Origin of the sequence: Streptococcus sp. NLAE-zl-C503, from assembly GCF_900104285.1 — a bacterium.
Taxonomy (GTDB): domain Bacteria; phylum Bacillota; class Bacilli; order Lactobacillales; family Streptococcaceae; genus Streptococcus.
Genome location: NZ_FNJT01000009.1, coordinates 1 through 24,053 on the forward strand (window position 1 = coordinate 1; position 24,053 = coordinate 24,053).

General features: G+C 41.4%; 15 protein-coding genes and 1 pseudogene. 15 read left to right on the forward strand and 1 reads right to left on the reverse strand.

The window, feature by feature from the left end:
- The 3 genes from BLS46_RS09270 to BLS46_RS09280 all read left to right on the forward strand — a co-directional run.
- A partial coding sequence (locus BLS46_RS09270) for an Ltp family lipoprotein (protein WP_180364081.1) occupies positions 1 to 342 on the forward strand: 342 nt, incomplete at its 5' end.
- A 104-nt stretch (positions 343 to 446) separates the two neighbouring features.
- Positions 447 to 1,406, forward strand: coding sequence for an ROK family glucokinase (locus tag BLS46_RS09275; protein WP_093587129.1), 960 nt, complete (start codon positions 447 to 449; stop codon positions 1,404 to 1,406).
- A 98-nt stretch (positions 1,407 to 1,504) separates the two neighbouring features.
- Positions 1,505 to 2,344 (forward strand): thymidylate synthase, encoded by an 840-nt coding sequence (locus BLS46_RS09280; protein WP_093587131.1) that lies wholly within the window; start codon positions 1,505 to 1,507, stop codon positions 2,342 to 2,344.
- A gap of 42 nt (positions 2,345 to 2,386) precedes the next feature.
- Here the strand turns inward: BLS46_RS09280 and BLS46_RS09285 are convergent, their stop codons facing one another.
- Entirely contained in the window at positions 2,387 to 2,557 is a 171-nt protein-coding gene (locus tag BLS46_RS09285; protein ID WP_001051782.1) for a DUF3042 family protein, read from the reverse strand.
- A 120-nt stretch (positions 2,558 to 2,677) separates the two neighbouring features.
- On the opposite strand from BLS46_RS09285, the gene miaA reads away from it, so the two are divergent.
- The 12 genes and pseudogenes from miaA to BLS46_RS09345 all read left to right on the forward strand — a co-directional run.
- Positions 2,678 to 3,562 (forward strand): tRNA (adenosine(37)-N6)-dimethylallyltransferase MiaA, encoded by an 885-nt coding sequence (miaA, locus tag BLS46_RS09290; RefSeq protein ID WP_093587133.1) that lies wholly within the window; start codon positions 2,678 to 2,680, stop codon positions 3,560 to 3,562.
- Positions 3,555 to 4,793 (forward strand): GTPase HflX, encoded by a 1,239-nt coding sequence (gene hflX / locus BLS46_RS09295; protein WP_093587135.1) that lies wholly within the window; start codon positions 3,555 to 3,557, stop codon positions 4,791 to 4,793. Before miaA ends, hflX begins: the two co-directional genes overlap by 8 nt.
- Positions 4,786 to 5,409 carry a cystathionine beta-lyase gene (locus tag BLS46_RS09300; protein WP_093587137.1) on the forward strand — a complete coding sequence of 208 codons (624 nt, stop codon included), beginning with the start codon at positions 4,786 to 4,788 and terminating at the stop codon, positions 5,407 to 5,409. The genes hflX and BLS46_RS09300 overlap by 8 nt, the downstream gene beginning before the upstream one ends.
- 14 nt (positions 5,410 to 5,423) lie before the next feature.
- Complete coding sequence (rnz, locus tag BLS46_RS09305) at positions 5,424 to 6,353, forward strand: ribonuclease Z (protein WP_093587139.1); 930 nt, start codon at positions 5,424 to 5,426, stop codon at positions 6,351 to 6,353.
- A gap of 20 nt (positions 6,354 to 6,373) precedes the next feature.
- Positions 6,374 to 7,129 carry an SDR family NAD(P)-dependent oxidoreductase gene (locus BLS46_RS09310; protein ID WP_093587141.1) on the forward strand — a complete coding sequence of 252 codons (756 nt, stop codon included), beginning with the start codon at positions 6,374 to 6,376 and terminating at the stop codon, positions 7,127 to 7,129.
- A 250-nt stretch (positions 7,130 to 7,379) separates the two neighbouring features.
- Positions 7,380 to 14,621 (forward strand): LPXTG-anchored adhesin/beta-galactosidase BgaA, encoded by a 7,242-nt coding sequence (gene bgaA / locus BLS46_RS09315; protein ID WP_093587143.1) that lies wholly within the window; start codon positions 7,380 to 7,382, stop codon positions 14,619 to 14,621.
- 676 nt (positions 14,622 to 15,297) lie between these two features.
- Positions 15,298 to 16,557 carry a preprotein translocase subunit SecY gene (locus BLS46_RS09320; RefSeq protein WP_000680146.1) on the forward strand — a complete coding sequence of 420 codons (1,260 nt, stop codon included), beginning with the start codon at positions 15,298 to 15,300 and terminating at the stop codon, positions 16,555 to 16,557.
- A gap of 6 nt (positions 16,558 to 16,563) precedes the next feature.
- Positions 16,564 to 18,162 carry an accessory Sec system protein Asp1 gene (gene asp1 / locus BLS46_RS09325; RefSeq protein ID WP_061419228.1) on the forward strand — a complete coding sequence of 533 codons (1,599 nt, stop codon included), beginning with the start codon at positions 16,564 to 16,566 and terminating at the stop codon, positions 18,160 to 18,162.
- On the forward strand, positions 18,149 to 19,729 hold the full coding sequence (gene asp2, locus BLS46_RS09330) for an accessory Sec system protein Asp2 (RefSeq protein ID WP_093587145.1): 1,581 nt from the start codon (positions 18,149 to 18,151) through the stop codon (positions 19,727 to 19,729). Before asp1 ends, asp2 begins: the two co-directional genes overlap by 14 nt.
- On the forward strand, positions 19,726 to 20,760 hold the full coding sequence (gene asp3, locus BLS46_RS09335; RefSeq protein WP_093587147.1) for an accessory Sec system protein Asp3: 1,035 nt from the start codon (positions 19,726 to 19,728) through the stop codon (positions 20,758 to 20,760). The genes asp2 and asp3 overlap by 4 nt, the downstream gene beginning before the upstream one ends.
- Positions 20,750 to 23,137, forward strand: a complete 2,388-nt coding sequence (secA2, locus tag BLS46_RS09340; RefSeq protein ID WP_093587149.1) for an accessory Sec system translocase SecA2 — start codon at positions 20,750 to 20,752, stop codon at positions 23,135 to 23,137. The genes asp3 and secA2 overlap by 11 nt, the downstream gene beginning before the upstream one ends.
- Before the next feature lie 68 nt (positions 23,138 to 23,205).
- Positions 23,206 to 24,053: pseudogene (locus BLS46_RS09345) on the forward strand (hypothetical protein); the annotation flags it as partial.

A 24,053-nucleotide genomic window follows, 5' to 3' on the forward strand; every position in this document is an offset into this window, starting at 1 on the left:
CGTCACTATGTAGGATACGATGGTGTGCGGCAACCAAAACTAGATGGGAAGCAGAACAATGCTGCTTTAAAGACAGCACAAGATTATAATAGGATTCATTTGTCAAAAAAAAGAATTTATGAGATGTTAATTTATGAGGGTTTTAATAGTGCCACTGCACAATATGCTATTAATCATTTGCAAGCAGACTATAAGGCGAATGCCTTAGCTCAAGCAAGAGAATACCGAAAATATAACAATCTCTCAAAGACAGAAATTTATGAGAGGCTAACTTCTCCTTCTCTTAGAAAATTTACCAAAGAAGAAGCCAACTATGCCATTCAACATCTAGGGGATAAATAAGTTATTAATTATAAGATGTAACTTTTTCACGCAAACCTTTGCACAAAGTTGATGATTCTGTTATACTATATCTGTAAGCATTTTCAATTTAAAAGGAGAAGACGATGAGTCAAAAGATTATTGGGATTGACCTTGGTGGGACATCTGTTAAGTTCGCAATTTTAACTCAAGAAGGAGAAATCCAAGAAAAATGGTCTATCAAGACCAATATTTTGGACGAAGGAAGTCATATTGTAGACGATATGATTGAGTCTATTCAGCATCGTTTGGACTTGCTTGGATTGTCAGCTACGGATTTTCGAGGCATTGGAATGGGTTCACCTGGTGTGGTTGACCGTGAAAAAGGGACTGTTATTGGTGCCTACAACCTCAACTGGAAAACCCTTCAACCAATCAAAGAAAAGATTGAAAAAGCCTTGGGTATCCCATTCTTCATCGATAATGATGCCAACGTAGCTGCTCTTGGTGAGCGCTGGATGGGTGCTGGTGACAACCAACCGGACGTTGTCTTTATGACACTTGGTACTGGTGTTGGTGGCGGTATCGTCGCAGAAGGAAAACTGCTCCACGGTGTTGCTGGTGCAGCAGGTGAGCTTGGCCATATCACTGTTGACTTTGACCAACCAATCGCTTGTACTTGTGGTAAGAAAGGCTGTCTTGAGACAGTTGCTTCTGCGACAGGGATTGTTAACTTGACACGTCGTTACGCTGATGAATACGAAGGCGATGCGACCTTGAAACGCTTGATCGACGACGGTGAAGAAGTAACAGCTAAGACTGTTTTTGATCTTGCAAAAGAAGGAGACGATCTTGCCTTGATCGTTTACCGTAACTTCTCACGTTACTTGGGAATCGCTTGTGCCAATATCGGCTCCATCCTCAATCCATCAACAATCGTAATCGGTGGAGGTGTGTCAGCTGCAGGAGAATTCCTTCTACAAGGTGTTCAAAAAGTGTACGATGAAAATACCTTCCCACAAGTACGCACAACAACTAAATTAGCTCTTGCAACTCTAGGAAATGACGCTGGAGTAATCGGAGCGGCATCGCTTGTATTGCAATAAGATAATAAAAGGGGAAAAACACTACTTTAAAGCTAGTAATTTTCCTCCTTTCTTTTTTTATGCTATACTAGTTAAGACTATAAATGAGGTGAGAGTAAATGACAAAAGCAGATACGATTTTTAAAGAAAATATTGAACGAATCCTCAAAGATGGCGTCTTTTCTGAACAAGCACGTCCCAAGTACAAGGATGGGACTGTTGCCAACTCCAAGTACGTAACGGGTGCCTTTGCTGAGTATGATTTGTCAAAGGGTGAATTTCCCATTATAACCCTACGTCCCATTGCGATCAAATCTGCCATCAAGGAAGTTCTCTGGATTTACCAAGACCAGTCAAATAGCCTAGAAGTGCTAAATAGCAAGTACAATGTTCACTACTGGAATGACTGGGAAGTGGGAGATACGGGAACCATCGGTGAGCGCTACGGGGCTGTGGTTAAGAAGCATGATATCATCAACAAAATCCTCAAGCAGTTGGAGGCTAACCCTTGGAACCGTCGAAATATCATCTCTCTCTGGGATTACCAAGCTTTTGAGGAGACAGACGGCCTCCTTCCATGCGCCTTTCAGACCATGTTTGATGTACGGAGAGTAGATGGGGAAATTTATCTGGATGCGACGTTGACCCAGCGTTCTAATGATATGCTGGTGGCTCACCACATCAATGCTATGCAGTATGTAGCTCTACAGATGATGATTGCCAAGCATTTTGGTTGGAAGGTTGGAAAGTTCTTTTACTTCATCAACAACCTCCATATCTATGATAATCAGTTTGAACAAGCTCAGGAATTGCTTGGTCGTGAGCCGTCAAACTGTCAACCACGTTTGGTCTTGAATGTGCCAGATGGGACCAATTTCTTTGATATCAAAGCAGAAGACTTTGAGTTGGTGGATTATGAACCTGTCAAGCCGCAATTGAAGTTTGATTTGGCTATTTAATAACAACAAAAGAAGTTGAGATTTCTCAACTTCTTTTGTTGCTTAATGTGATACGCGACGGCGAGCTGCTTTTTTGCGGTTTTCTTCGATGAAAGCTGCTTTTTGCTCTTCTGGCTCAATCACTTTCTTTTTAATTGCGTATACTGCACCTGCAACGGCAGCGACAGTTCCTGCGACACCTGTTACAAGACCTTTAGCGAATCCTTTAGCCATGAGTCTTCCTCCTTTATCTTCCCGATCAGCCAGGCTCCTTAAGTGGTAGCATTTTTCTGACTGACCTTTTTGTGATATAATAATAGTAACGAAAAAATGGGAATTTTTCAAGGAAAAAAGATGAAAATAAAAATAATTGTAATTGTTGGACCGACTGCTGTTGGAAAGACAGCCCTTGCTATTGAAGTAGCCAAGCGCTTTGGTGGAGAGGTGGTCAGTGGTGACAGTCAGCAAGTTTACAGAGGGTTAGATATTGGGACGGCCAAGGCTAGCCCAGAGGAGCAGGCAACTGTCCCCCATCACTTAATTGATGTCAGAGAGATGACCGAGTCTTACTCGGCTTTTGATTTTGTTTCAGAAGCTAAGAAGGCTATTGAGGATATTCAGAGACGTGGCAAGCTTGCTATTATCGCTGGTGGAACTGGGCTTTATATCCAGAGCTTGCTTGAAGGCTATCATCTAGGTGGGGAAACACCTCATGAGGAGATTGTAGCCTATCGAGCTAGTTTAGAGCATTATTCAGATGAAGAATTAGCCCATCTCGTGAAGCAAGCAGGCCTTGAAATTCCTCAGTTTAATCGTCGTCGTGCCAAGCGTGCCTTGGAGATTGCCCATTTTGGTCAGGATTTGGAAAATCAAGAGACCTTGTATGAACCATTGATTATCTGCCTGGATGATGAACGCAGTCAGCTTTACGAACGTATCAACAACCGAGTGGATCTGATGTTTGAGGCTGGGCTTTTGGATGAGGCCAAGTGGCTTTTTGACCATTACCCTAATGCGCAGGCTGCTAAAGGAATTGGCTACAAGGAACTATTTCCATATTTCCGTGGGGAGCAGACTCTCGAGGAAGCCAGCGAGAGTCTCAAACAGGCGACTCGTCGTTTTGCTAAGCGCCAACTGACCTGGTTCCGTAATCGCATGCAGGTGACCTTTTATCAGATCGGAGAGTCTGGCGTGAAGGAGCACATTCTAAGCCAGATTGAGGAGTTTTTAGATGATTGAAACAGAGAAAAAAGAGGAACGAGTCCTGCTCATCGGTGTGGAATTGCAGGGCATGGACAATTTTGACCTCTCCATGGAAGAGTTGGCCAGTCTGGCTAAGACAGCTGGGGCAGTGGTAGTAGATAGTTACAGACAAAAACGTGAAAAATATGATTCCAAGACTTTTGTTGGCTCGGGTAAGTTGGAAGAAATTGCGCGGATGGTGGATGCAGAAGAAATTACTACTGTCATTGTCAACAACCGTCTGACACCACGGCAAAATGTCAATCTAGAGGAAGTTCTCGGGGCCAAGGTTATTGATCGTATGCAGCTGATTTTGGATATTTTTGCCATGCGGGCTCGAAGCCATGAAGGCAAACTCCAAGTCCACCTTGCCCAACTCAAGTATCTCTTGCCTCGCTTGGTTGGTCAGGGGATTATGCTTAGTCGTCAGGCTGGGGGAATTGGTTCTCGTGGACCTGGTGAAAGCCAGCTAGAACTGAACCGACGTAGTGTTCGCAATCAAATCACGGACATTGAACGCCAGCTCAAGGTGGTTGAGAAGAATCGGGCGACAGTCAGAGAAAAACGTTTGGAGTCGAGTACTTTTAAGATTGGCTTGATTGGTTACACTAATGCCGGAAAATCGACTATTATGAATACTTTAACCAGCAAGACCCAGTATGAGGCGGACGAGCTCTTCGCGACTCTAGATGCGACGACTAAGAGTATTCATCTAGGGGGTAATCTTCAGGTGACCTTGACTGATACCGTCGGCTTTATCCAAGATTTGCCGACAGAGTTGGTGTCCAGTTTCAAGTCAACCTTGGAAGAAAGCAAGCATGTGGACCTTCTGGTTCATGTTATTGATGCCAGCAATCCTTACCACGAGGAGCATGAAAAAACAGTTCTGTCCATCATGAAAGACTTGGATATGGAAGATATTCCTCGCCTGACCCTTTATAATAAAGCGGATTTGGTGGAGAATTTTACGCCGACCCAAACGCCGTATGCTCTTATTTCGGCAAAGTCTGAGGATAGTCGTGAGAACTTGCAAGCTTTATTGCTAGATAAGATTAAGGAAATTTTTGAAGCATTTACTCTGCGCGTGCCTTTTTCTAAGTCCCACAAGATTCATGATTTGGAAAGTGTAGCGATTCTGGAAGAGCGCGATTATCAGGATGACGGGGAAGTCATTACAGGCTACATTTCGGAGAAAAATAAATGGAGGTTAGAAGAATTTTATGACTGATATCAAAACTTTGGCTCTAAAGTATGGAGGTTATACAAGTCTGGATAAGGTCTATCTGGATCAGTTTCTAGCTGGTAAAACAGAGCAGGAGCAACTAGCTCTCATCACACCTCCGCCGAGTGTAGTCAATGCCTACTTTGCTGAACTCTACCAGAAAAAGAGTCCTCAAGCTGCGACGGATTATTTTGCAGAACTCAGTCATGAACTGAACCTCTACAATCCTGAGCCAAGTTTCACCTTTGAAAACAAGCCTTTTATTCGCCTCAATCTCTCAGGAAAGTCTTTTGGCTTTTGCTATGAGGAAGAAAGTCTTGGACGGATTTTCTCAGAAACTGAGGAAGCAATCACAACTGACTTGCTCTTTGAAATTGCTCAGATTTTCCCCCATCAGCTAGTCTATGAGGAGTCGGACAAGATTTACATGAAGGCTGTCGGGGACGAGGAAGTTGTTAATGTAGAAAATCTCACAGCTTTAACGGATTTGGAAACCTTGGCAGATGATCGCAAGCGTCTCAAAGGATACAGCCAAGAGGATCTACTGCAAGCAGCTAGAGCTTTTTCTGGCAAGCGCTATTTCCGATCGGAAAACCGCACGGCCATGTTATATATTGATTAATTAGAAAGTATCAAATGGATATTCAATTTTTAGGAACGGGGGCTGGTCAGCCCTCTAAAGCCCGCAACGTTTCAAGCCTCGCCCTGAAACTCTTGGACGAGATTAACGAAGTCTGGCTCTTTGACTGTGGTGAAGGAACGCAAAATCGCATTCTGGAAACCACGATCCGACCACGTAAGGTCAGCAAAATCTTTATCACTCACTTGCACGGAGACCATATCTTTGGCTTGCCAGGATTTCTCTCTAGCCGTGCCTTTCAGGCTAATGAGGAGCAGACAGATTTGGACATCTATGGACCTCAAGGGATTAAGTCATTTGTCTTAACCAGTCTTCGTGTGTCCGGTTCTCGTCTGCCTTATCGCATTCATTTTCATGAGTTTGACCAAGATTCTCTAGGGAAAATCCTTGAGACCGATAAATTCACTGTGTATGCAGAGGAGCTGGACCACACTATTTTCTGTGTTGGTTATCGTGTCATGCAAAAGGACTTAGAAGGTACCTTGGATGCTGAAAAACTCAAGGCTGCTGGTGTTCCGTTCGGCCCTCTTTTTGGAAAAATCAAAAACGGTCAGGATGTTGTTCTGGATGATGGGACTGAAATCAAGGCAGCAGACTATATCTCAGCTCCCCGTCCGGGTAAGATTATCACCATTCTTGGTGACACCCGAAAAACCAATGCCAGTGTGCGTCTAGCTGTCAATGCTGATGTCCTAGTCCATGAGTCCACTTATGGCAAGGGTGATGAAAAAATTGCCCGCAATCACGGTCACTCAACCAATATGCAAGCTGCACAAGTAGCGGCAGAAGCAGGAGTCAAACGCCTCTTGCTCAACCATATCAGTGCCCGCTTCCTCTCAAAAGATATTAGTCAACTTAAGAAAGATGCGGCAACTGTTTTTGAAAATGTCCATGTGGTCAAAGACTTGGAAGAAGTGGAAATCTAAAAGATTGAAAAAGGATAAGTATGCGAACAATTCTCATTACAGGTGCTAGCGGTGGCTTAGCCCAAGAAATGGTAAAACTTTTGCCAGATGACCAACTGATTCTGCTAGGTAGAAATAAGGAAAAACTAGGACAACTCTATGGAAATCATCCCCATGTGGAATTGATTGAAATCGACATTACTGATGACTCAGCCCTAGAAGCTCTGGTAGCTGACCTCTATCTCCGTTATGGTAAAATTGATGTCTTAATCAACAATGCTGGCTATGGAATTTTTGAAGACTTTGATCAGATTTCTGATCAAGACATTCACCAGATGTTCGAGGTCAATACCTTTGCCCTGATGAACCTGTCTCGTCGTCTTGGAGCTCGCATGAAAGAAAACCGAAAAGGCCATATCATCAATATTGTCAGCATGGCAGGTTTGATTGCAACAGCTAAGTCTAGCCTATACTCAGCGACAAAGTTTGCGGCTATTGGATTTTCAAATGCGCTGCGCCTCGAACTGACGCCCTATGGTGTCTATGTAACGACGGTTAATCCAGGACCGATTCGTACTGCCTTTTTTGACCAGGCAGACCCAGATGGCAGCTACCTCAAGTCGGTTGACCGCTTTCTCTTAGAACCAGGTGCGGTTGCTAAAAAGATTGTTAAGTATATAGGAAAAAACAAACGAGAACTCAATCTTCCTTTTTTGCTCAATTTAGCCCACAAATCTTATACCCTCTTTCCCAAATTAGCTGATAAGTTGGCAGGGGGAATCTTTAACTATAAGTAAAAAAGGTTCCTTTTGTAAGGAACTTTTTTATGATATTTTACTGAGTGTCAAAAATTGTTCGTTTTTGTTCTAAATCTACATTCACTTTTTTCGAATCTTCTACAAATTTTAGAAAAAACAATCAAAAATATGATTTTTTGTGTTTAGGGTATTGAAATTTCCTATATTATTTTATAAAATAAGGGTAAAAGGCTATGAAAAAGTAATACGCTTACAAATAAATGGAAGCGGTTACTAAAGGGAGGGTTTTATGGAAAAAGGCCATTGGAATCGTAAAAGAGTCTACAGCATTCGTAAGTTTGCCGTAGGCGCTTGCTCTGTCATGATTGGAACCTGTGCGGTTCTATTTGGAGGAAGTGTCATTGGAGAGTCACCAGTTTTCGCGGATGAAACTCCTATCACCCACACTGTGGAACAAGCAAAAGAGGAAAGTCCGGCAGTGGAGGAAAAAGAAGATCAAACTGCAGCAGAGCACAAGGATGTTGCAAGTGTCGACCAAAGTCAAGCTGCACCAATTGAAGCAAGCAAACCAGAGGTGAAAGAAGCTGAACCTGTAGCTCCAAAAGAGGAGAAAGCATCTCTAAAACCTGAAGAAACAGCTCCAAAGGTAGAATCTCAAGCTTCAAGTCAAGAAAAGCCTGTCAAGGAAGAGTTGAAAGCTGCGACAAATGAAGAAGTGAATCAAATGATTGAAGATAGAAAAGTGAATTTTAATCAAAATTGGCACTTTAAACTCAATGCGAACCCTAAAGAAGCTGTGAAATCAGATGCTGACGTATCAACATGGCAAAAATTGGATCTCCCACACGACTGGAGTATCTTTAACGATTTTGACCATCAGTCACCTGCCCAAAACGAGGGTGGACAGCTCAATGGTGGTGAAGCTTGGTATCGCAAGACCTTTAAACTTGATGAAAAAGATCTCAAGAAAAATGTTCGAGTGACCTTTGATGGTGTCTATATGGACTCTCAAGTCTATGTCAATGGCCAGTTAGTGGGACATTATCCAAATGGTTATAACCAGTTCTCATATGATATTACCAAATACCTTCACAAAGATGGTCGTGAGAATGTGATTGCTGTCCATGCGGTTAACAAACAACCAAGTAGCCGTTGGTACTCAGGTAGTGGTATCTACCGTGATGTGACCTTGCAAGTGACAGATAAGGTTCATGTTGAGAAAAATGGAACAACTATCTTAACACTAAAACTTGAACAACAGCAACATGGCAAGGTTGAAACTCATGTAGCCAGCAAAATCGTCAATACAGATGATAAAGACCATGAACTTGTGGCAGAATATCAAATCGTTGAACGTGGCGGTCAGGCTGTAACAGGCGTGGTTCGTACAGCAAGTCGTACCTTGAAAGCACATGAATCAACAAGTCTTGATGCGATTTTAGAAGTTGAAAAACCAAAACTCTGGACAGTTTTAAATGACAAACCTGCCTTGTACGAATTGATTACACGTGTTTACCGCGATGGCCAGTTGGTTGATGCCAAGAAGGATTTGTTTGGTTACCGTTACTATCACTGGACTCCAAATGAAGGTTTCTCTTTGAATGGTGAACGCATTAAATTCCATGGTGTTTCTTTGCACCATGACCACGGAGCACTTGGAGCAGAAGAAAACTATAAGGCAGAATACCGTCGTCTCAAACAAATGAAGGAGATGGGTGTTAATGCCATCCGTACAACTCATAACCCTGCAAGTCCACAGACCTTGCAAATAGCTGCAGAACTTGGTTTGCTGGTTCAGGAAGAGGCCTTTGATACGTGGTATAATGGCAAGAAACCATATGACTACGGGCGTTTCTTTGAAAAAGATGCTACTCACCCAGAAGCTAGAAAAGGTGAAAAATGGTCTGACTACGATCTTCGTACCATGGTCGAAAGAGACAAAAATAACCCAGCTGTCTTCATGTGGTCTATCGGAAATGAAATCGGTGAAGCCAACGGTGATGCACACTCACTTGCAACGGTTAAACGCTTAGTAAAAGTGATTAAAGATGTTGATAAGACTCGTTATGTTACTATGGGAGCAGATAAGTTCCGTTTCGGTAATGGTAGTGGTGGACATGAGAAAATTGCCGATGAACTGGATGCGGTTGGATTCAACTATTCCGAAGACAACTACAAGAAACTTCGTGCGAAACATCCAAAATGGTTGATTTACGGTTCAGAAACATCTTCAGCAACCCGTACACGCGGTAGCTACTATCGTCCTGAAAGTGAATTGAAACATAGTAACGGACCTGAACGTAACTACGAACAGTCTGACTATGGTAATGACCGAGTTGGCTGGGGTAAAACGGCGACAGATTCATGGACTTTTGACCGTGACAATGCTGGCTATGCTGGACAGTTTATCTGGACAGGTACGGACTATATTGGTGAGCCTACGCCATGGCATAACCAAAACCAAACTCCCGTTAAGAGCTCTTACTTTGGTATCGTAGATACAGCCGGTATTCCAAAGCATGACTTCTATCTCTACCAAAGCCAATGGGTTTCTGTCAAGAAGAAACCAATGGTTCACCTCCTTCCTCACTGGAACTGGGAAAATAGAGAATTGGCATCGAAAGTCGAAGATGCAGACGGAAAAATCCCAGTCCGTGCTTACTCAAACGCTGCAAGCGTAGAATTGTTCTTGAACGGTCAATCTATCGGAGTTAAGACCTTCAACAAAAAACAAACCAGCGATGGACGGACTTATCAAGAAGGTGCAAATGCTAAGGAACTCTATCTTGAGTGGAAAGTTGCTTACCAACCAGGTACCTTGGAAGCTGTAGCTCGCGATGAAGCTGGAAAAGAAATTGCACGTGACAAGATTACCACTGCAGGTCAACCAGCAGGTGTTCGTCTTGTCAAGGAAGAACACGCAATCGCAGCAGATGGAAAAGACTTAACCTACATCTACTATGAAATCGTTGACAGTCAAGGAAATGTAGTACCAACTGCCAATAATCTGGTTCGCTTCCAATTGCATGGACAAGGTCAACTGGTCGGTGTCGATAATGGGGAACAAGCCAGTCGTGAACGCTATAAGGCGCAACCAGATGGTTCTTGGATTCGCAGAGCCTTTAACGGTAAAGGGGTTGCCATTGTCAAATCAACTGAACAAGCAGGTAAATTCACACTAACAGCTCATTCAGATCTCTTGAAATCTGGTCAAGTAACTGTCTTTACTGGTAAGAAGGAAGGACAAGAAAAGACTGTTTTAGGTACAGAAGTACCAAAAGTGCGTACTGTTATCGAGAAAGAACCAAAAATGCCGAAGACCGTCGCTTTTGTCTACAGTGATGGCAGTCGTGAAAAACGTCCAGTAACATGGTCTTCTGTTGATGTGAGCCAAGCTGGAGTTGTGACAGTTAAAGGCATGGCAGACGGACGTGAAGTAGAGGCTCGTGTTGAGGTTCTAGCAATTGCGAAAGAACTACCAACAGTTAAACGTGTTGCTCCAGGAACAGATTTGAATGCTGTTGATAAATACGTTTCTATCGCTGTAACAGATGGAAGCGTTCAAGAATACGAAGTTGATAAGTGGGAGATTGCGGAAGCAGATAAAGCTAAACTTTCAGTTGCTGGATCACGTATTCAAATGACTGGTCAATTAGGAGGCGAAACCGTACATGCTACTCTTGTAGTAGAAGAAGGCAATCCTGCAGCACCTGTAGTGCCAACTGTAAGTGTTGGTGATGAAACCGTTACAGACCTTACTAGTCAACATCCAATGCAATACCGCACTCTTGCTTATGGAGCCCAATTGCCAGAAGTCGCGGCTAGTGCTAAAAATGCAACTGTTACAGTCCTTCAAGCAAGTACAGCAAACGGTATGCGTGCAAGCATCTTTGTTCAACCAAATGATGGTGGTCCTCTTCAAACTTATGCAATTCAATTCCTTGAAGAAGCACCAAAAATTGACCGCCTGAGCCTACAAGTGGAGCAAGCTGACGGTCTCAAAGAAGACCAAACAGTGAAATTGTCTGTTCTCGCTCACTATCAAGACGGAACACAAGCAGTTTTACCAGCAGATAAAGTGAACTTCTCTACAAGTGGTGAAGGGGAAGTCGCAGTTCGTAAAGGAATGCTTGAGTTGCACAAGCCAGGATCAGTCACTCTCAAAGCGGAATATGAGGGGGCTAAAGGTCAAGTTGAACTCACTATCCAAGCCAACACTGAGAAGAAGGTTGCGCAATCTATCCGTCCAGTAAACGTAGTAACAGACTTGCATCAAGAACCTACTCTTCCAACAACAGTAACTGTTGAGTATGACAAAGGTTTCCCTAAAGCCCACAAAGTTACATGGCAAGCTATTCCAAAAGAAAAACTAGACCATTATCAAATATTTGAAGTGCTAGGTAAAGTTGAAGGGATTAACCTTGAAGCGCGTGCTAAAGTCTCTGTAGAAGGCATCGTTTCAGTTGAAGAAGTCAGTGTGACGACACCAATCGCAGAATCACCACAATTACCAGAAAGTGTTCGTACCTACGATTCAAATGGTCACGTTTCATCAGCTAAGGTTACATGGGATGCGATTCGTCCAGAGCAATACGCCAAGGAAGGTGTCTTTACAGTCACTGGTCGCCTAGAAGGTTCACAATTAACTACCAAACTTCATGTTCGTGTGTCTGCTCAAACTGAGCAGGGAGCAAATATTTCTGACCAATGGACAGGTTCAGAATTGCCACTGGCCTTTGCTTCAGACTCCAATCCAAGCGACCCTGTTTCAAACGTCAACGATAAATTGATTTCCTTTAATGACCGACCAGCCAACCGTTGGACGAACTGGAATCGTAGTAATCCAGAAGCTTCAGTTGGTGTTCTATTTGGAGATTCAGGTATCTTGAGCAAACGTTCGGTTGATAACTTAAGTGTCGGATTCCACGAAGACCATGGGGTAGGTGCACCGAAGTCTTATGTGATTGAGTATTATGTCGGTAAGACCGTTCCGACAGCTCCTAAAAACCCTAGCTTTGTAGGCAATGAAGAACATGTCTTTAACGATCCAGCTAATTGGAAACCTGTTACCAATCTAAAAGCCCCAGCTCAACTCAAGGCTGGAGAAATGAATCACTTTAGCTTTGATAAAGTTGAGACCTATGCGGTTCGCATTCGTATGGTTCGACTTGATAGCAAGAAAGGAACGTCTATCACAGAAGTACAAATCTTTGCGAAACAAGTCGCAGCAGCCAGACAAGGACAAACAAGAATCCAAGTTGACGGCAAAGATTTAGCAAACTTTAACCCTGATTTGACAGACTACTACCTTGAGTCTGTAGATGGAAAAGTTCCTGCAGTAACAGCAAGTGTTAGCAACAATGGTCTTGCGACGGTCGTTCCAAGCCTTCGTGAAGGTGAGCCAGTTCGTGTTATCGCTAAGGCTGAAAATGGTGATATCTTAGGAGAATACCGTCTACACTTTACAAGCAATAAAGACTTACTCTCTCGTAAACCAGTTGCTGCGGTCAAACAAGCTCGCTTGTTGCAACTAGGGCAACCACTTGAATTACCAACTAAGGTTCCGGTTTATTTCACAGGTAAAGACGGTTACGAAACAAAAGACTTGGCAGTTGAATGGGAAGAAGTTCCAGCAGAAAAGCTGACAAAAGCAGGTCAATATACCGTTCGAGGCCATGTCCTAGGTAGTGATCTTGTTGCTGAGTTCACTGTACGAGTGACGGACAAACTTGGTGAGGCTCTCTCAAACAACCCTAACTATGATGAAAACAGTAACCAAGCCTTTGCTTCTGCAACTAATGATATTGATCCAAGTTCACATGACCGTGTAGACTATATCAATGATGGAGACCACAATGAAAATCGTCGTTGGACAAACTGGTCTCCAACACCATCTTCTAATCCAGAAGTATCAGCAGGTGTAATCTTCCGTGAAAATGGCAAGATTGTCGAACGGACTGTTGCGCAAGCCAAACTTCACTTCTTTGCAGATAGTGGAACGGATGCGCCATCTAAACTCGTTTTGGAACGCTATATTGGTCCAGACTTTGAAGTGCCTACCTACTATTCAAACTACCAAGCCTACGAATCAGGCCATCCATTCAACAATCCAGATAACTGGGAATCTGTTCCTTATCGTGCGGATAAAGATATTGAAGCTGGTGATGAAATCAACGTAACATTTAAAGCCGTGAAAGCCAAAGCCATGAGATGGCGCATGGAGCGTAAGGCTGATAAGAGTGGTGTTGCGATGATTGAGATGACCTTCCTTGCACCAAGCGAATTGCCTCAAGAAAGCACTCAATCGAAGATTCTTGTAGATGGAAAAGAACTTCCTGATTTCGCTGAAGATCGTCAAGACTACCAAATCACCTATAAAGGTCAACGTCCAAAAGTGACCGTTCAAGAAAGCAATCAAGTAGCTTCAACAGTTGTAGATGGTGGTGATGATAGTCTTCCAGTACTTGTTCGCCTCGTTTCAGAAAGTGGGAAACAAGTCAAGGAATACCGTATCCAGTTAACCAAGGAAAAACCAGTTTCTGAGAAAACAGCTCCTGCCATTCAAGAAGAGAATCCAAGTCTTGAGGTTGTCGAAAAGGAACTTGCCTTCCAGACTGTTGAAAAAGAAGATTCAAGTCTATATGTAGGTGAAAGCCGTGTAGAACAAGAAGGACAAGTTGGTAAGGAACGCATTCTTACATCTGTTAGTCCAGACGGAACTCGTGAAGAGAAACTCCGTGAAGTGATCCAGGCTCCTGTTAACCGGGTTCTTCTCGTTGGAACTAAACGTGGTACGGCTCGACCACTTGATGGTGTCAGAGATTTGGTTCATCACAAACCAGAACTCCTAGTGGAAGAAGAGGCAATTGATTTCAAAGTTCAAGAACGTAAGACTGACAAACTTTATGTTGGTGAAAGTCGTGTTCTTCAAGAAGGTCAAAAAGGTGTTCGTGTCCACCTAGTAGAAGTCGAAAACGGTAAGCGTACATCGAAAGAAACCTTTGATAAGATAGTTGCGCAAGATCGTATCGTGGAAGTAGGAACTAAACGTGGTACGGCTCAACCGCTTGATGGTGTCAAAGATTTGGTTCATCACAAGCCAGAGCTCCTAGTGGAAGAAGAGGCAGTTGATTTCCAAGTTCAAGAACGTAAGAACGATAAACTTCCAGTAGGGCAAACTCGTGTGATCCAAGAAGGCCAAAAAGGTGTTCGTGTCCACCTAGTAGAAGTCGAAAACGGTAAGCGTACATCGAAAGAAACCTTTGATAAGGTAGCAGCACAAGATCGTATCGTGGAAGTGGGAACTGCTGTAGCACAAGAAGAACTAAACCCACAAGTTCCTGTCAATCCAGATGCGCACCAACTGGCTCAAACAGGAGCACAATCTCAAGAAGAAAAAGCGACACAAACTGAAAAAGGTCACCTTCCAAACACAGGAAGTGAGTCTCAGGTGACAGCTTTAGCAGCAGGATTGGCTATCTTGGGCTTAGGTGCAGGCCTTGCAGCTACTACTCGCAAAAAAGAAGATTAAGTTTAGTTACAAGCTAAACTGAACAGGAAAAGGCCAGAGTGACGCTCTGGTCTTTTTCGTCTGAGTTGTAATAGTAAATAAATGTTTAGAATAGTCAATCCTATTCCAAATGGATTTTGTTCAAAATTCATAAAGTGCCCTTCACACTTATAAAAAGAGAGGTCGTGTTTGAAAATAATTGATAAATATGCTACAATAGTAGGCACTGGTAATTTTTATAAATGATTTTTTAATGAGAAAAATCGGATAAAATCCATTCAACTTTCGAAAGATCATGATCAGATGAGAAAGCGTAAAATTCCTTACCTTTCAGAGATTTGGTATGGGAATGGTTTTTTAGATGTTAATCATGGTGACAGAGTTGATATACTTATAAAAATTTTAAGGATTAAGTAAATCCGTTTATGCATTTGATATGTTCAAATAGAAAAAATGGAAGAACAGGTGTTCTCACATGACAATATTCAAGGATAGAAGAGAAGCTCCAAGTAGATTTACACTCATGAGGTGCTCCTGTATTTCGTAGGTGAAATATCATGGTAAGCCAGTTAATCCTATCTTGATTATCAGTGGGATGAGCCTGTTTTCTTGAGTTGTCTTGCTGTTACGATGGTGCATGAACATTGCTAGAAAATGATCGCAAGACTTGCTAAATATAAAGAATAAAGGATGACAGATGAAACATTTCGGTCTTAAGAAACAGAAACGAACAAGTATTTTTTTCCGAAGAGCAATTTTTACAATTTTGATCATTGCGATCTATTTACTTGGTCGCCATATTTTACTTCCAGGATACAATGGCAATACAGGTTTTTCACAAATAACTGAGCAAAATCCCTTGGCCTATTTGTATTCCTTGGCAGGAGTAGATGTCTCTCAGATTTCCATGTTTTCTCTGGGATTAGGTCCATGGATTACGACGATGATTGTCTGGCAGGTCATCAACTTGAATAAAAGTTGGAATATCCAGTCCTGGTCATTGAAAAAAGCGGATTTTGTGCAAAAGATTCTCACTTTGATTTTTTCCGTGTTACAGGGGATAGCTGTTATGTACACGGCTCGTTCGGAAAATGGACGCTTTTTGCTTCTTGTAGATGATTGGATTTATAATATGGCTGTACTAGCAACTGTTGTAGCAGGAAGCTTTGTTATTATCTGGTTGGCTGGTTTGAATGTTAGCAAGGGAGTAGGCGGGCAGACAATTATTATTATTTCAGGAATTCTGCTACAATTTGCTAACCAATTAGTGGTATTGATAGGACAATCTGTTTTTTCTAAAGAAGGATTAGCCTTTCTAGTAGGTGCGGCGATCTCATTTTTGCTCTTGGGCTATATTGCCGTGGTCTGCGAGAGAGCTGAAATTCGTTTGCCTCTAAATCGAGTCATGCTAAGTAGTCGTTACTACGGCAAATCTTACCTCCCTATCAAATTTCTTCCCTCTGGGGGAATGCCTATTATGTATGCCTCGAGTGTTATTATGTTGCTTCAGTTGGTATTAGACTGGTTTGGACATGGTTTTACAAAAAATTTTGGTAGTTTATTTGACTTTACAAAACCCCTAAGTTTAGCCTTTTACCTGCTTGCTATCTATCTTCTTGCAATTTTATTTGCCTATATCAACTTAGAACCAGAAGAAACAGCGAAACGATTACAACGTCAAGGAGAATACTTAGATTATATCCAGCCTGGGAAAGCAACTTTAAAAGTTTTGAAACATTACATTTCCTTACAATCTAATGTAGGAGCACTCTACCTGATCGTTTTTATTGGTTTACCCTATTTCATTAATTTCTTCCTACCTCTTCCAAATTTGCTTTTGACTATACCAAGTACATTGATCATTTTAGTCAGTATGCTCTTGCCTTTGCATGAAGAAATACGTATCTTGAGAATTGGGACTTACTACCACAAAGAATTAGAATTTAAAGGAGAATAGAGGGATATGTTTTACTTTGTACCATCTTGGTATAGACAAGATCGGAAATGGTATTCTACCACCCTGCCTTTCTATTACGTGTCTAAAAATATGATGTTTGATGATGCGGTGAATTTGCTGCGAATGTTTCAGCAATCAGGAGAGGCAAATACCACTCTGATTTTGAACTATTCACCACATATTCGAACCTTTCTTTATCAGCAAAGAATATTGCCAGAAACTGTATGGAATCTATTTGATACCATACAAGGTTTGACGGATGTATCTGTACGTAAAATTCGTCTGGAAGATATTAAATGGCCTCAAGGAGTAGAATTCTTCTATACTCCTTTTATGATTGAGGTATATTTAAATCAAGAACACTATGCTAAAATTAACTTTTCGCAAACAGGTAATTTCTTTGATATTACTTATTTTGAGGGTGGGCAGACAAATCATCAGTTAATTTTTGATGATCGTGGATTTGTTTCAAGTATCATCTATTTTGAAAATGATCAACCTTACTACCAAGATTATTTAAATTTACAAGGCACATGGCAGTTTAGGGAATTTTTGGGCACAGAAAATCATCAAGTGCTTATTAACCCTGAGGCGCAGGCTACATTTGCAAAAGAAGTTTACCGAGATATCGAAGAATTGATCAATGAAAAACTAGATCAGTATCTAACTTCTGCGCTAACCAAGGATGATACGATTGTGATTTCGTCAGATGTGCAGCACAATCACTTTTTCCAAAAGATTAAGGAAAACCATCATGTTATCTTGTCTTTTTTTGGAGATCGCTATCCAATTACAAACCAGGAGCAGCTGCTAACGGATTTGACAGACACGCCGTTCTTCGTTGTTGATAGTTTAAATAAAATTGAAACGATAGCCGCTAATGTTGATCTAGAACAGTTGCCGGGATTTTATGAGATTCCGCCTTATGACACTCATCTAAACCTAGGGCATAGTCAAAGAAAAAAAGAGTTGATTGTTTACGTCAATTACGACAATCTACCAGCGGATCAAATTCAATATGTGTTTACGACTTTGTTTGAAATGATGTTGAAAAATGAATGGATTGACTTGCTGGTTGGAACACAAAGTCAGGATTTTGGTCGAGAGGCCTATATAAAACAGGTACTAGAAAGCTATCGATCTCTTAAGCCAGAATATGAACAAGAATTGATTTTTGTTGATAAAGAGAAGAGAGCGAGAGGTGAGAACCGAGTTCTTGATGATGAAGAGGAGATTGTTCGCGAACGGATTGATATTGAGACCATTCATAGCGATAGCGATTTGATTAAAGTTCTGAAGTACGTTCGTATTATACTAGATTTGGGAACTCCAGCTGATGTGTTGACTCAAATCGCTGGCATTAGTGGAGGGATCCCTCAGGTTAACTTGTATAGTTCTTCTTATGTGAAGCATGGAGAAAATGGTTGGATTCTAGATGATATTTCAGATTTTGAAGAGGCACTCTTATACTACCTCACAAACTTAGAACATTGGAATCAATCTCTAGTTCACTCAGTCAAGAAGATTGAACAGTATACAAGGGGTGAGATTGTCGATATGTGGAAAAATACCATAAAGGAATTAAAAGGAAATGAAAAAAATTAGTGTTTTGCAAATTGCTGATGAAAATTGGCAGGAGCAATATGAAATTCCTAGTAATATAAAATGGACATTTGTCAAACCAGAAGACATCGTCTCTTTATTGCCAGAAGATATCGGGATCTTAAATAGAGAAGTTGAGGCGGAAAACGGGAAAAAAAAGAAGAAAAAAGTAGACAGACCGTTTGATGTCGTGTTAGTAGATACTGCTGAATATTTAGAGTATGTCACTATCTTGGATCAGAAAATTCAGGTTTACCGTCTGTTCTATCATGAGCGTTGTCAAATCACTACAAAAACGTTGGAACGATTTCTTTTGCGCAAAAAAGCTGTGAAAACAAATTTTGAAAATCCAGAGCAGATGCTACATATATTTTCGCGTGGTTTTTTCTCTAAGCAAAATGGAACGAAACTAAGTGTTAATCATCTAGTCGCTGCACCATCTTTTGAGGGGCAAGTCAGTTATGAAGGAACAAATTACCTTTGTTTGTGTGGCCGATACGGCGAGGATTATCAGACTATTGCGACCTATCAACATAATGTTTTTCTGAGTGGGGAGATGCCCTTAGATCTGTGGCCTGAGTTCAGGATTTCAGAAGGTTGTTCGATCCGCTACGTTGTTAAAGGTTTTCCAGCTGGAAATTCTCCCATGCAAGAATGGATTTATGATGAAACGAGCTTTGATCGGTCTCTGACGATAGATGTAAATGATTCGTATTATTTGAGTATCAGTATTCAAGCAAAAGGACAAGGAATTGTAAAACTTGGTCCCTGCCACTATCGAGACTCCCATCTAGGTTATGGAGACTTGTTAGTCGGAGGAAAACGAATTAGCGATAAAAATAGAGAAGAACTGATTTATTTCTTTCATCCAGGAGATTTGAAACCACCGTTGAACATCTATTTTTCAGGGTACCGTCCTGCAGAGGGATTTGAAGGGTACTGGATGATGAATAATTTGGGATCGCCGTTCTTACTAGTAGGGGATCCGCGTTCAGAGGGAGGCGCATTCTATCTTGGATCGGAGGAACTCGAACAAAAACTTCTCCAAGTGGTTCATAACTGCTTAGATGAACTTGGTTTTACGAAGGAACAACTGACCTTGTCAGGTTTATCAATGGGGACTTTTGGCGCTCTTTACTATAGTTCTAAGTTGGAACCTCATGCCGTCATTGTCGGAAAACCTCTTGTTAACTTAGGAGATATGGCAGAAAATGAGTCAACTATTCGTCCGGGAGGATTTCCAACGTCACTGGATTTGGTCTACCGCACAATAGGGGAGTTATCAAGTGAAGCTACAGCTCAGCTTAACGAACGTTTCTGGACGGCTTTTGAGTCAGCTGATTTCTCAAGAACAAAATTCATTATCTCCTTTATGTATCAAGATGACTATGACATGTCTGCCTATCCTGATATGCTGGATGAGTTAGGACAGCGAGATTACCGCGTCAGCGTTATCAGTAAGGGATTGACTGGACGACACAACGACGATACACAAGGTATTGTCGAATGGTTCTTTAATCAATATAAAACGCTATTAATGAATAGTTTTGAAAGGGAGTTTAAATCGTGAGATACAAGGAAGAAGTCTATTTTGCTTATTGGGATATCCAAAGCGTATCTCAGTATCTATACGGTTCATCTGTCAAACTGTTAGATGGTGGTCATGTTTTGTATGAAAACCAGTTCATGCCTTCGGGGACAGTTATTCATGAATGGCATTCACGGGCAAACTATCAGGCCTTACGCAATACGAGTCAGCTTCCTGAATTGAAACGTGGGCAAAACTATATTTTTGGCAGTCATATAGAAACCATCCCAGAAAATTCAACATACTTAAAAGTTGAATTTATGGATGCTCGAGATGAAGAAATTTCGAATCAGATCATTAAACAGGGAGAGAGAGTCAGCGTATGCGTTCCAGATAATACACAATATTATAAGGTGCAGTTAGTCAGCTCGGGTTGTCATCGCTTCCTTTTTGAAGGGATTTATGTTGCTGAGGAGCAGTTGGCGGATTATACAGTGGATCGCTACTGGATTTCTGATTTGCTTCATCAGGATTCCGAGAAAGAAACGATGTATGTTTGCTTTACTGAACCCGAACTCAATCGAACAGGTTTTATCCCAGAACATGTTCGTGAGCATTTCTCAAATGTATTGATTGTTAATTCATCATATAGAGAAGCGCTCCTATATATGGAGGAACGTTTTTACGAAACCTTGCTTGAAACGATTGAAGAATTAGCGCAAGAGCATCTTTTTGAAAAAGTGGCTTTTGTTGGTTATGGAGCGATTTCTAATATTGCGGCCTTGCATTACTCCAAACAATTTGGAAATTCATATGCTCTTGTGACGGATGAATTTTTAAGCGAACTAGACTATCAACGCTTGTTGGAACGTTACCGTAATCGAGTAAATCCGCCTATTTTTAAAGAATTATTGCTACAGCAATTTAATCCGACAAAAGTTAAGGAATATGCGGACTTGAAGACTAGACCACGTGAACTAGCAAACATTGAATATTTATTAGATAAGTCATTTTTACTTCAAGCGATTGACTTGGAAAAGATTGAAGAGTGGATGAGAGAGAATGAAAACTAAACGATTCAATTTGACCAACTCCTATAAACTAATGCGTTACAAAAAGATTTTGGAGAAGGTTAATAAACTATCTGATAGTTATGCAGCTATGTCAAATGAGAAACTGCAAGCTCAGACAAAATGGTTTAAAGAACGCCTTTCTGGAGGAGAAAGCTTGCAGTCCATTTTGCCGGAAGCGTATGCAACCATTCGTGAGGCAGCCAAGCGTGTATTAGGATTATATCCTTATGATGTTCAGGTTTTAGGGGCCTTGGTTATGCAGGACAATCAGATTGCAGAAATGAGAACAGGGGAAGGAAAAACCTTGACAGCTATCCTTCCTTTATACCTAAATGCTTTGACGGAAAAAAGTACAATCCTAGTCACGGCCAATGAATATTTGGCAGCGCGTGATGCTAAACAAATGGCACCTGTTTTTCGATTTTTAGGAATGACAGTTGGGGTGGGTGTCTCGGAAGATCCGACAAAAAAACTTAAAATTCCTCAAAAACAACAAATCTATAAAAGTGATATTGTCTATACAACACATAGTGCGTTAGGGTTTGATTACCTGGAAGAAAACTTGGCGACATCTCAATCAAAGAAGTTTTTGCCAAAATTTTATTTTTGTTTGGTCGATGAAGTAGATGCAGCCTTGCTAGATAGTGCGCAGATGCCCCTAATCATTTCAGGTTCTCCTCGGGTTCAATCCAACCTCTTTCTTTCGTGTGATGAGTTTGTGAAAACTCTAAAGGAAGGGGAAGATTTTAATTTAGACTCCACTCGGACGTCTGTATGGTTGACGAGAAAAGGAGTAAAGGAAGCAGAGGTTTATTTCCGCGTTCAGAATGCCTATGATCCAGATAATTACCAGCTCATTCGCCAAATTAACCTAGCTTTGAGAGCTAACCACTTATTTGAAAAAGATCGTCAGTACACGGTGGATAATGGCGAAGTTAAACTGATGGATGAGGCGACAGGACGTCTCTTGGAAGGAAATAAACTCCAATCAGGATTGCACCAAGCGCTAGAAGCCAGAGAACGTGTGAAAATCACATTGGAAACGCGTTCGATGGCCTCTATTACCTATCAAAATTTATTTAGAATGTTTCCAAAATTAGCAGGAATGACGGGTACTGGTAAAGTTTGTGAGGAGGAGTTCAGAGATGTTTACGACTTGGGAGTCGTAGTTGTTCCTACACGAAAACCTAATTTACGAATTGATTATCCAGATGAAATCTATCTCACGATTCCTCAAAAATTATATGCTTCGTTGGAGTATATCAAAAAATTACATAAAAAAGGCCAGCCAGTTTTAATTGCGACAGGATCGGTTGGAATGTCTGAGATTTATTCTATGCTCTTACTCCAAGAGGGAATCGCCCATAATGTGTTGAACGCCCATAATGCAGCGAAAGAGGCTGAGATGATCGCACTGGCTGGTAGACGTTCTGCAGTGACAGTAGCAACATCAATGGCAGGTCGTGGAACAGACATTATCTTGGAAGAAGGGGTTGCTGAGTTGGGTGGACTCGCTGTTGTTGGAACAGAGAGAATGTCCAGTGAGCGAGTGGATTTGCAGCTTCGCGGTCGTGCTGGACGACAAGGCGCTCCAGGATTGAGCAAATTCTTTATTTCTCTTGAGGATGATCTTATTTCCAAGTCTGGTAGCAAATGGATTAGTGAGTACTATCATAAAGAAATTGCAAAACCAGAGGAAAAACAAAAGATTCATTTGACCTCTCGCCGTATTAGATATGCGGTTGAAGAAGCTCAGAAGAATAGTGATAACGCGTCAGCGGCTTCCAGACGTTCAACGGAACGATATGATGAAAGTATCCGTATTCAGCGACAGATTATCTACAATAAGCGTAATAAGCTCATCTCCCATCCAGACTTTGATTTGACCTATTTCTTGTCTACCCTATCGGATGCAGTGGACATTTATACAAGTAAAACACCGTTTAAAGAGCGGGCTGATTTATTTCGCTTTGTTTTGGATAACATTAGTTATTACTGCGAGGATATTCCAGATGATCTAGATGTCACGGATTTACGGCAAGTTAAAAAGTTTTTATCTGACCTCCTTGTTTCAGAATACCAGCAGAAAAAAGATAAAATCAAGGATTCAGAGTTGTTCAATCAATTTCAACGAACTGTTGTTTTGAGAGCGATAGATGACTGTTGGGTTGAGCAGGTTGACTATTTACAGCAATTTCAAGGTTTGGTGTCTAGTCAAGGATACGCCCAAAAAAATCCTGTCTTTGAGTTTCATAAAGAAGCTTTTAAATCATACAAAAGAATGAATGCAGATATAAATCTAAACATTATAAAAAATATGGCATTGAGTTACATTAATATTAAGCCTTCTGGGAAGTTAGAAGTTTTCTTTGGCTAATACTTTGACAGATTCTGTTGTAGACTTTATAATGATGATATAACTGTATTTTTGGAGAAAATCATATTATGAGCAAAAATAATAACGAAGAGCTAAAGGGATTTAAACGTTTGATATCAAAGTTTAAGCAAAAGGGTAGGGAAGATAGTGATTACCGTAGCTCGGATGCAACTAAATCAAAGCCCGTTAGTCGAAAACTCAAAGAGCAAAAGGAAATTATTCTGAGTGCTAGTGAAGATCTTGAGTTACCAACAGAATCAGTTTCTGTCATGGAAGCCTTAGAAGACTTTCAGGAAAGGAACAGTTTGGGAGTGGCTGACTTGATAAGGAATGTTAGTCAGAGTTTGTCAACTAGCGCTTTAGCTTCCCTCAGCCTTTCTGTCGCAGATTCGTACAGTGAGTCGTTTAGCCAGAGTATATCAGCAAAAGGATTCTCGCTTCGAGAGTCCATGTCTGAGAACTACTCATTAGTGGTCTCTTCTTCAGAATCTGAATTTGAGTCTCTTTCCTTGGTTGATAGCCTCTCTGTTTCTGAGCATTTGACAGGGGAGTCCCTTTGTCAGGATACGGATGCATTCTCTTTGAGTGAAAGTATTGCATACTCCGAGTCCCTTTCTTATGATCAAAATCCTAGTGTCTCCGAGTCCCTTTCCTTGAGTGAATCGGAACAAGCGAGTCAGAGTGTCTCCGAGTCTGAGTTCTATAGCCTGAGTCAGAGTGAGTGGGAATCCATATCAGAATCCCAAAGTCACTCAGAAGAAGAGTGGTGGAGCTACTCCGAATCAGAACAAGCCAGTCAGAGTATTTCTGAGTCCGAGTTCTATAGCCTGAGCCAGAGTGAATGGGAATCCATATCCGAATCCCAAATCTCTTCAGAATCAGAGTGGTGGAGCTACTCCGAATCAGAGCAAGCGAG

Coding starts and splice junctions, on each gene's coding strand:
- rnz (WP_093587139.1), top strand. CDS start 5,424: ATGGATATTCAATTTTTAGGAACGGGGGCTGGTCAGCCCTCTAAAGCC.
- BLS46_RS09310 (WP_093587141.1), top strand. CDS start 6,374: ATGCGAACAATTCTCATTACAGGTGCTAGCGGTGGCTTAGCCCAAGAA.
- BLS46_RS09280 (WP_093587131.1), top strand. CDS start 1,505: ATGACAAAAGCAGATACGATTTTTAAAGAAAATATTGAACGAATCCTC.
- hflX (WP_093587135.1), top strand. CDS start 3,555: ATGATTGAAACAGAGAAAAAAGAGGAACGAGTCCTGCTCATCGGTGTG.
- secA2 (WP_093587149.1), top strand. CDS start 20,750: ATGAAAACTAAACGATTCAATTTGACCAACTCCTATAAACTAATGCGT.
- BLS46_RS09275 (WP_093587129.1), top strand. CDS start 447: ATGAGTCAAAAGATTATTGGGATTGACCTTGGTGGGACATCTGTTAAG.
- asp1 (WP_061419228.1), top strand. CDS start 16,564: ATGTTTTACTTTGTACCATCTTGGTATAGACAAGATCGGAAATGGTAT.
- BLS46_RS09285 (WP_001051782.1), bottom strand. CDS start 2,557: ATGGCTAAAGGATTCGCTAAAGGTCTTGTAACAGGTGTCGCAGGAACT.
- BLS46_RS09320 (WP_000680146.1), top strand. CDS start 15,298: ATGAAACATTTCGGTCTTAAGAAACAGAAACGAACAAGTATTTTTTTC.
- bgaA (WP_093587143.1), top strand. CDS start 7,380: ATGGAAAAAGGCCATTGGAATCGTAAAAGAGTCTACAGCATTCGTAAG.
- miaA (WP_093587133.1), top strand. CDS start 2,678: ATGAAAATAAAAATAATTGTAATTGTTGGACCGACTGCTGTTGGAAAG.
- asp2 (WP_093587145.1), top strand. CDS start 18,149: ATGAAAAAAATTAGTGTTTTGCAAATTGCTGATGAAAATTGGCAGGAG.
- BLS46_RS09300 (WP_093587137.1), top strand. CDS start 4,786: ATGACTGATATCAAAACTTTGGCTCTAAAGTATGGAGGTTATACAAGT.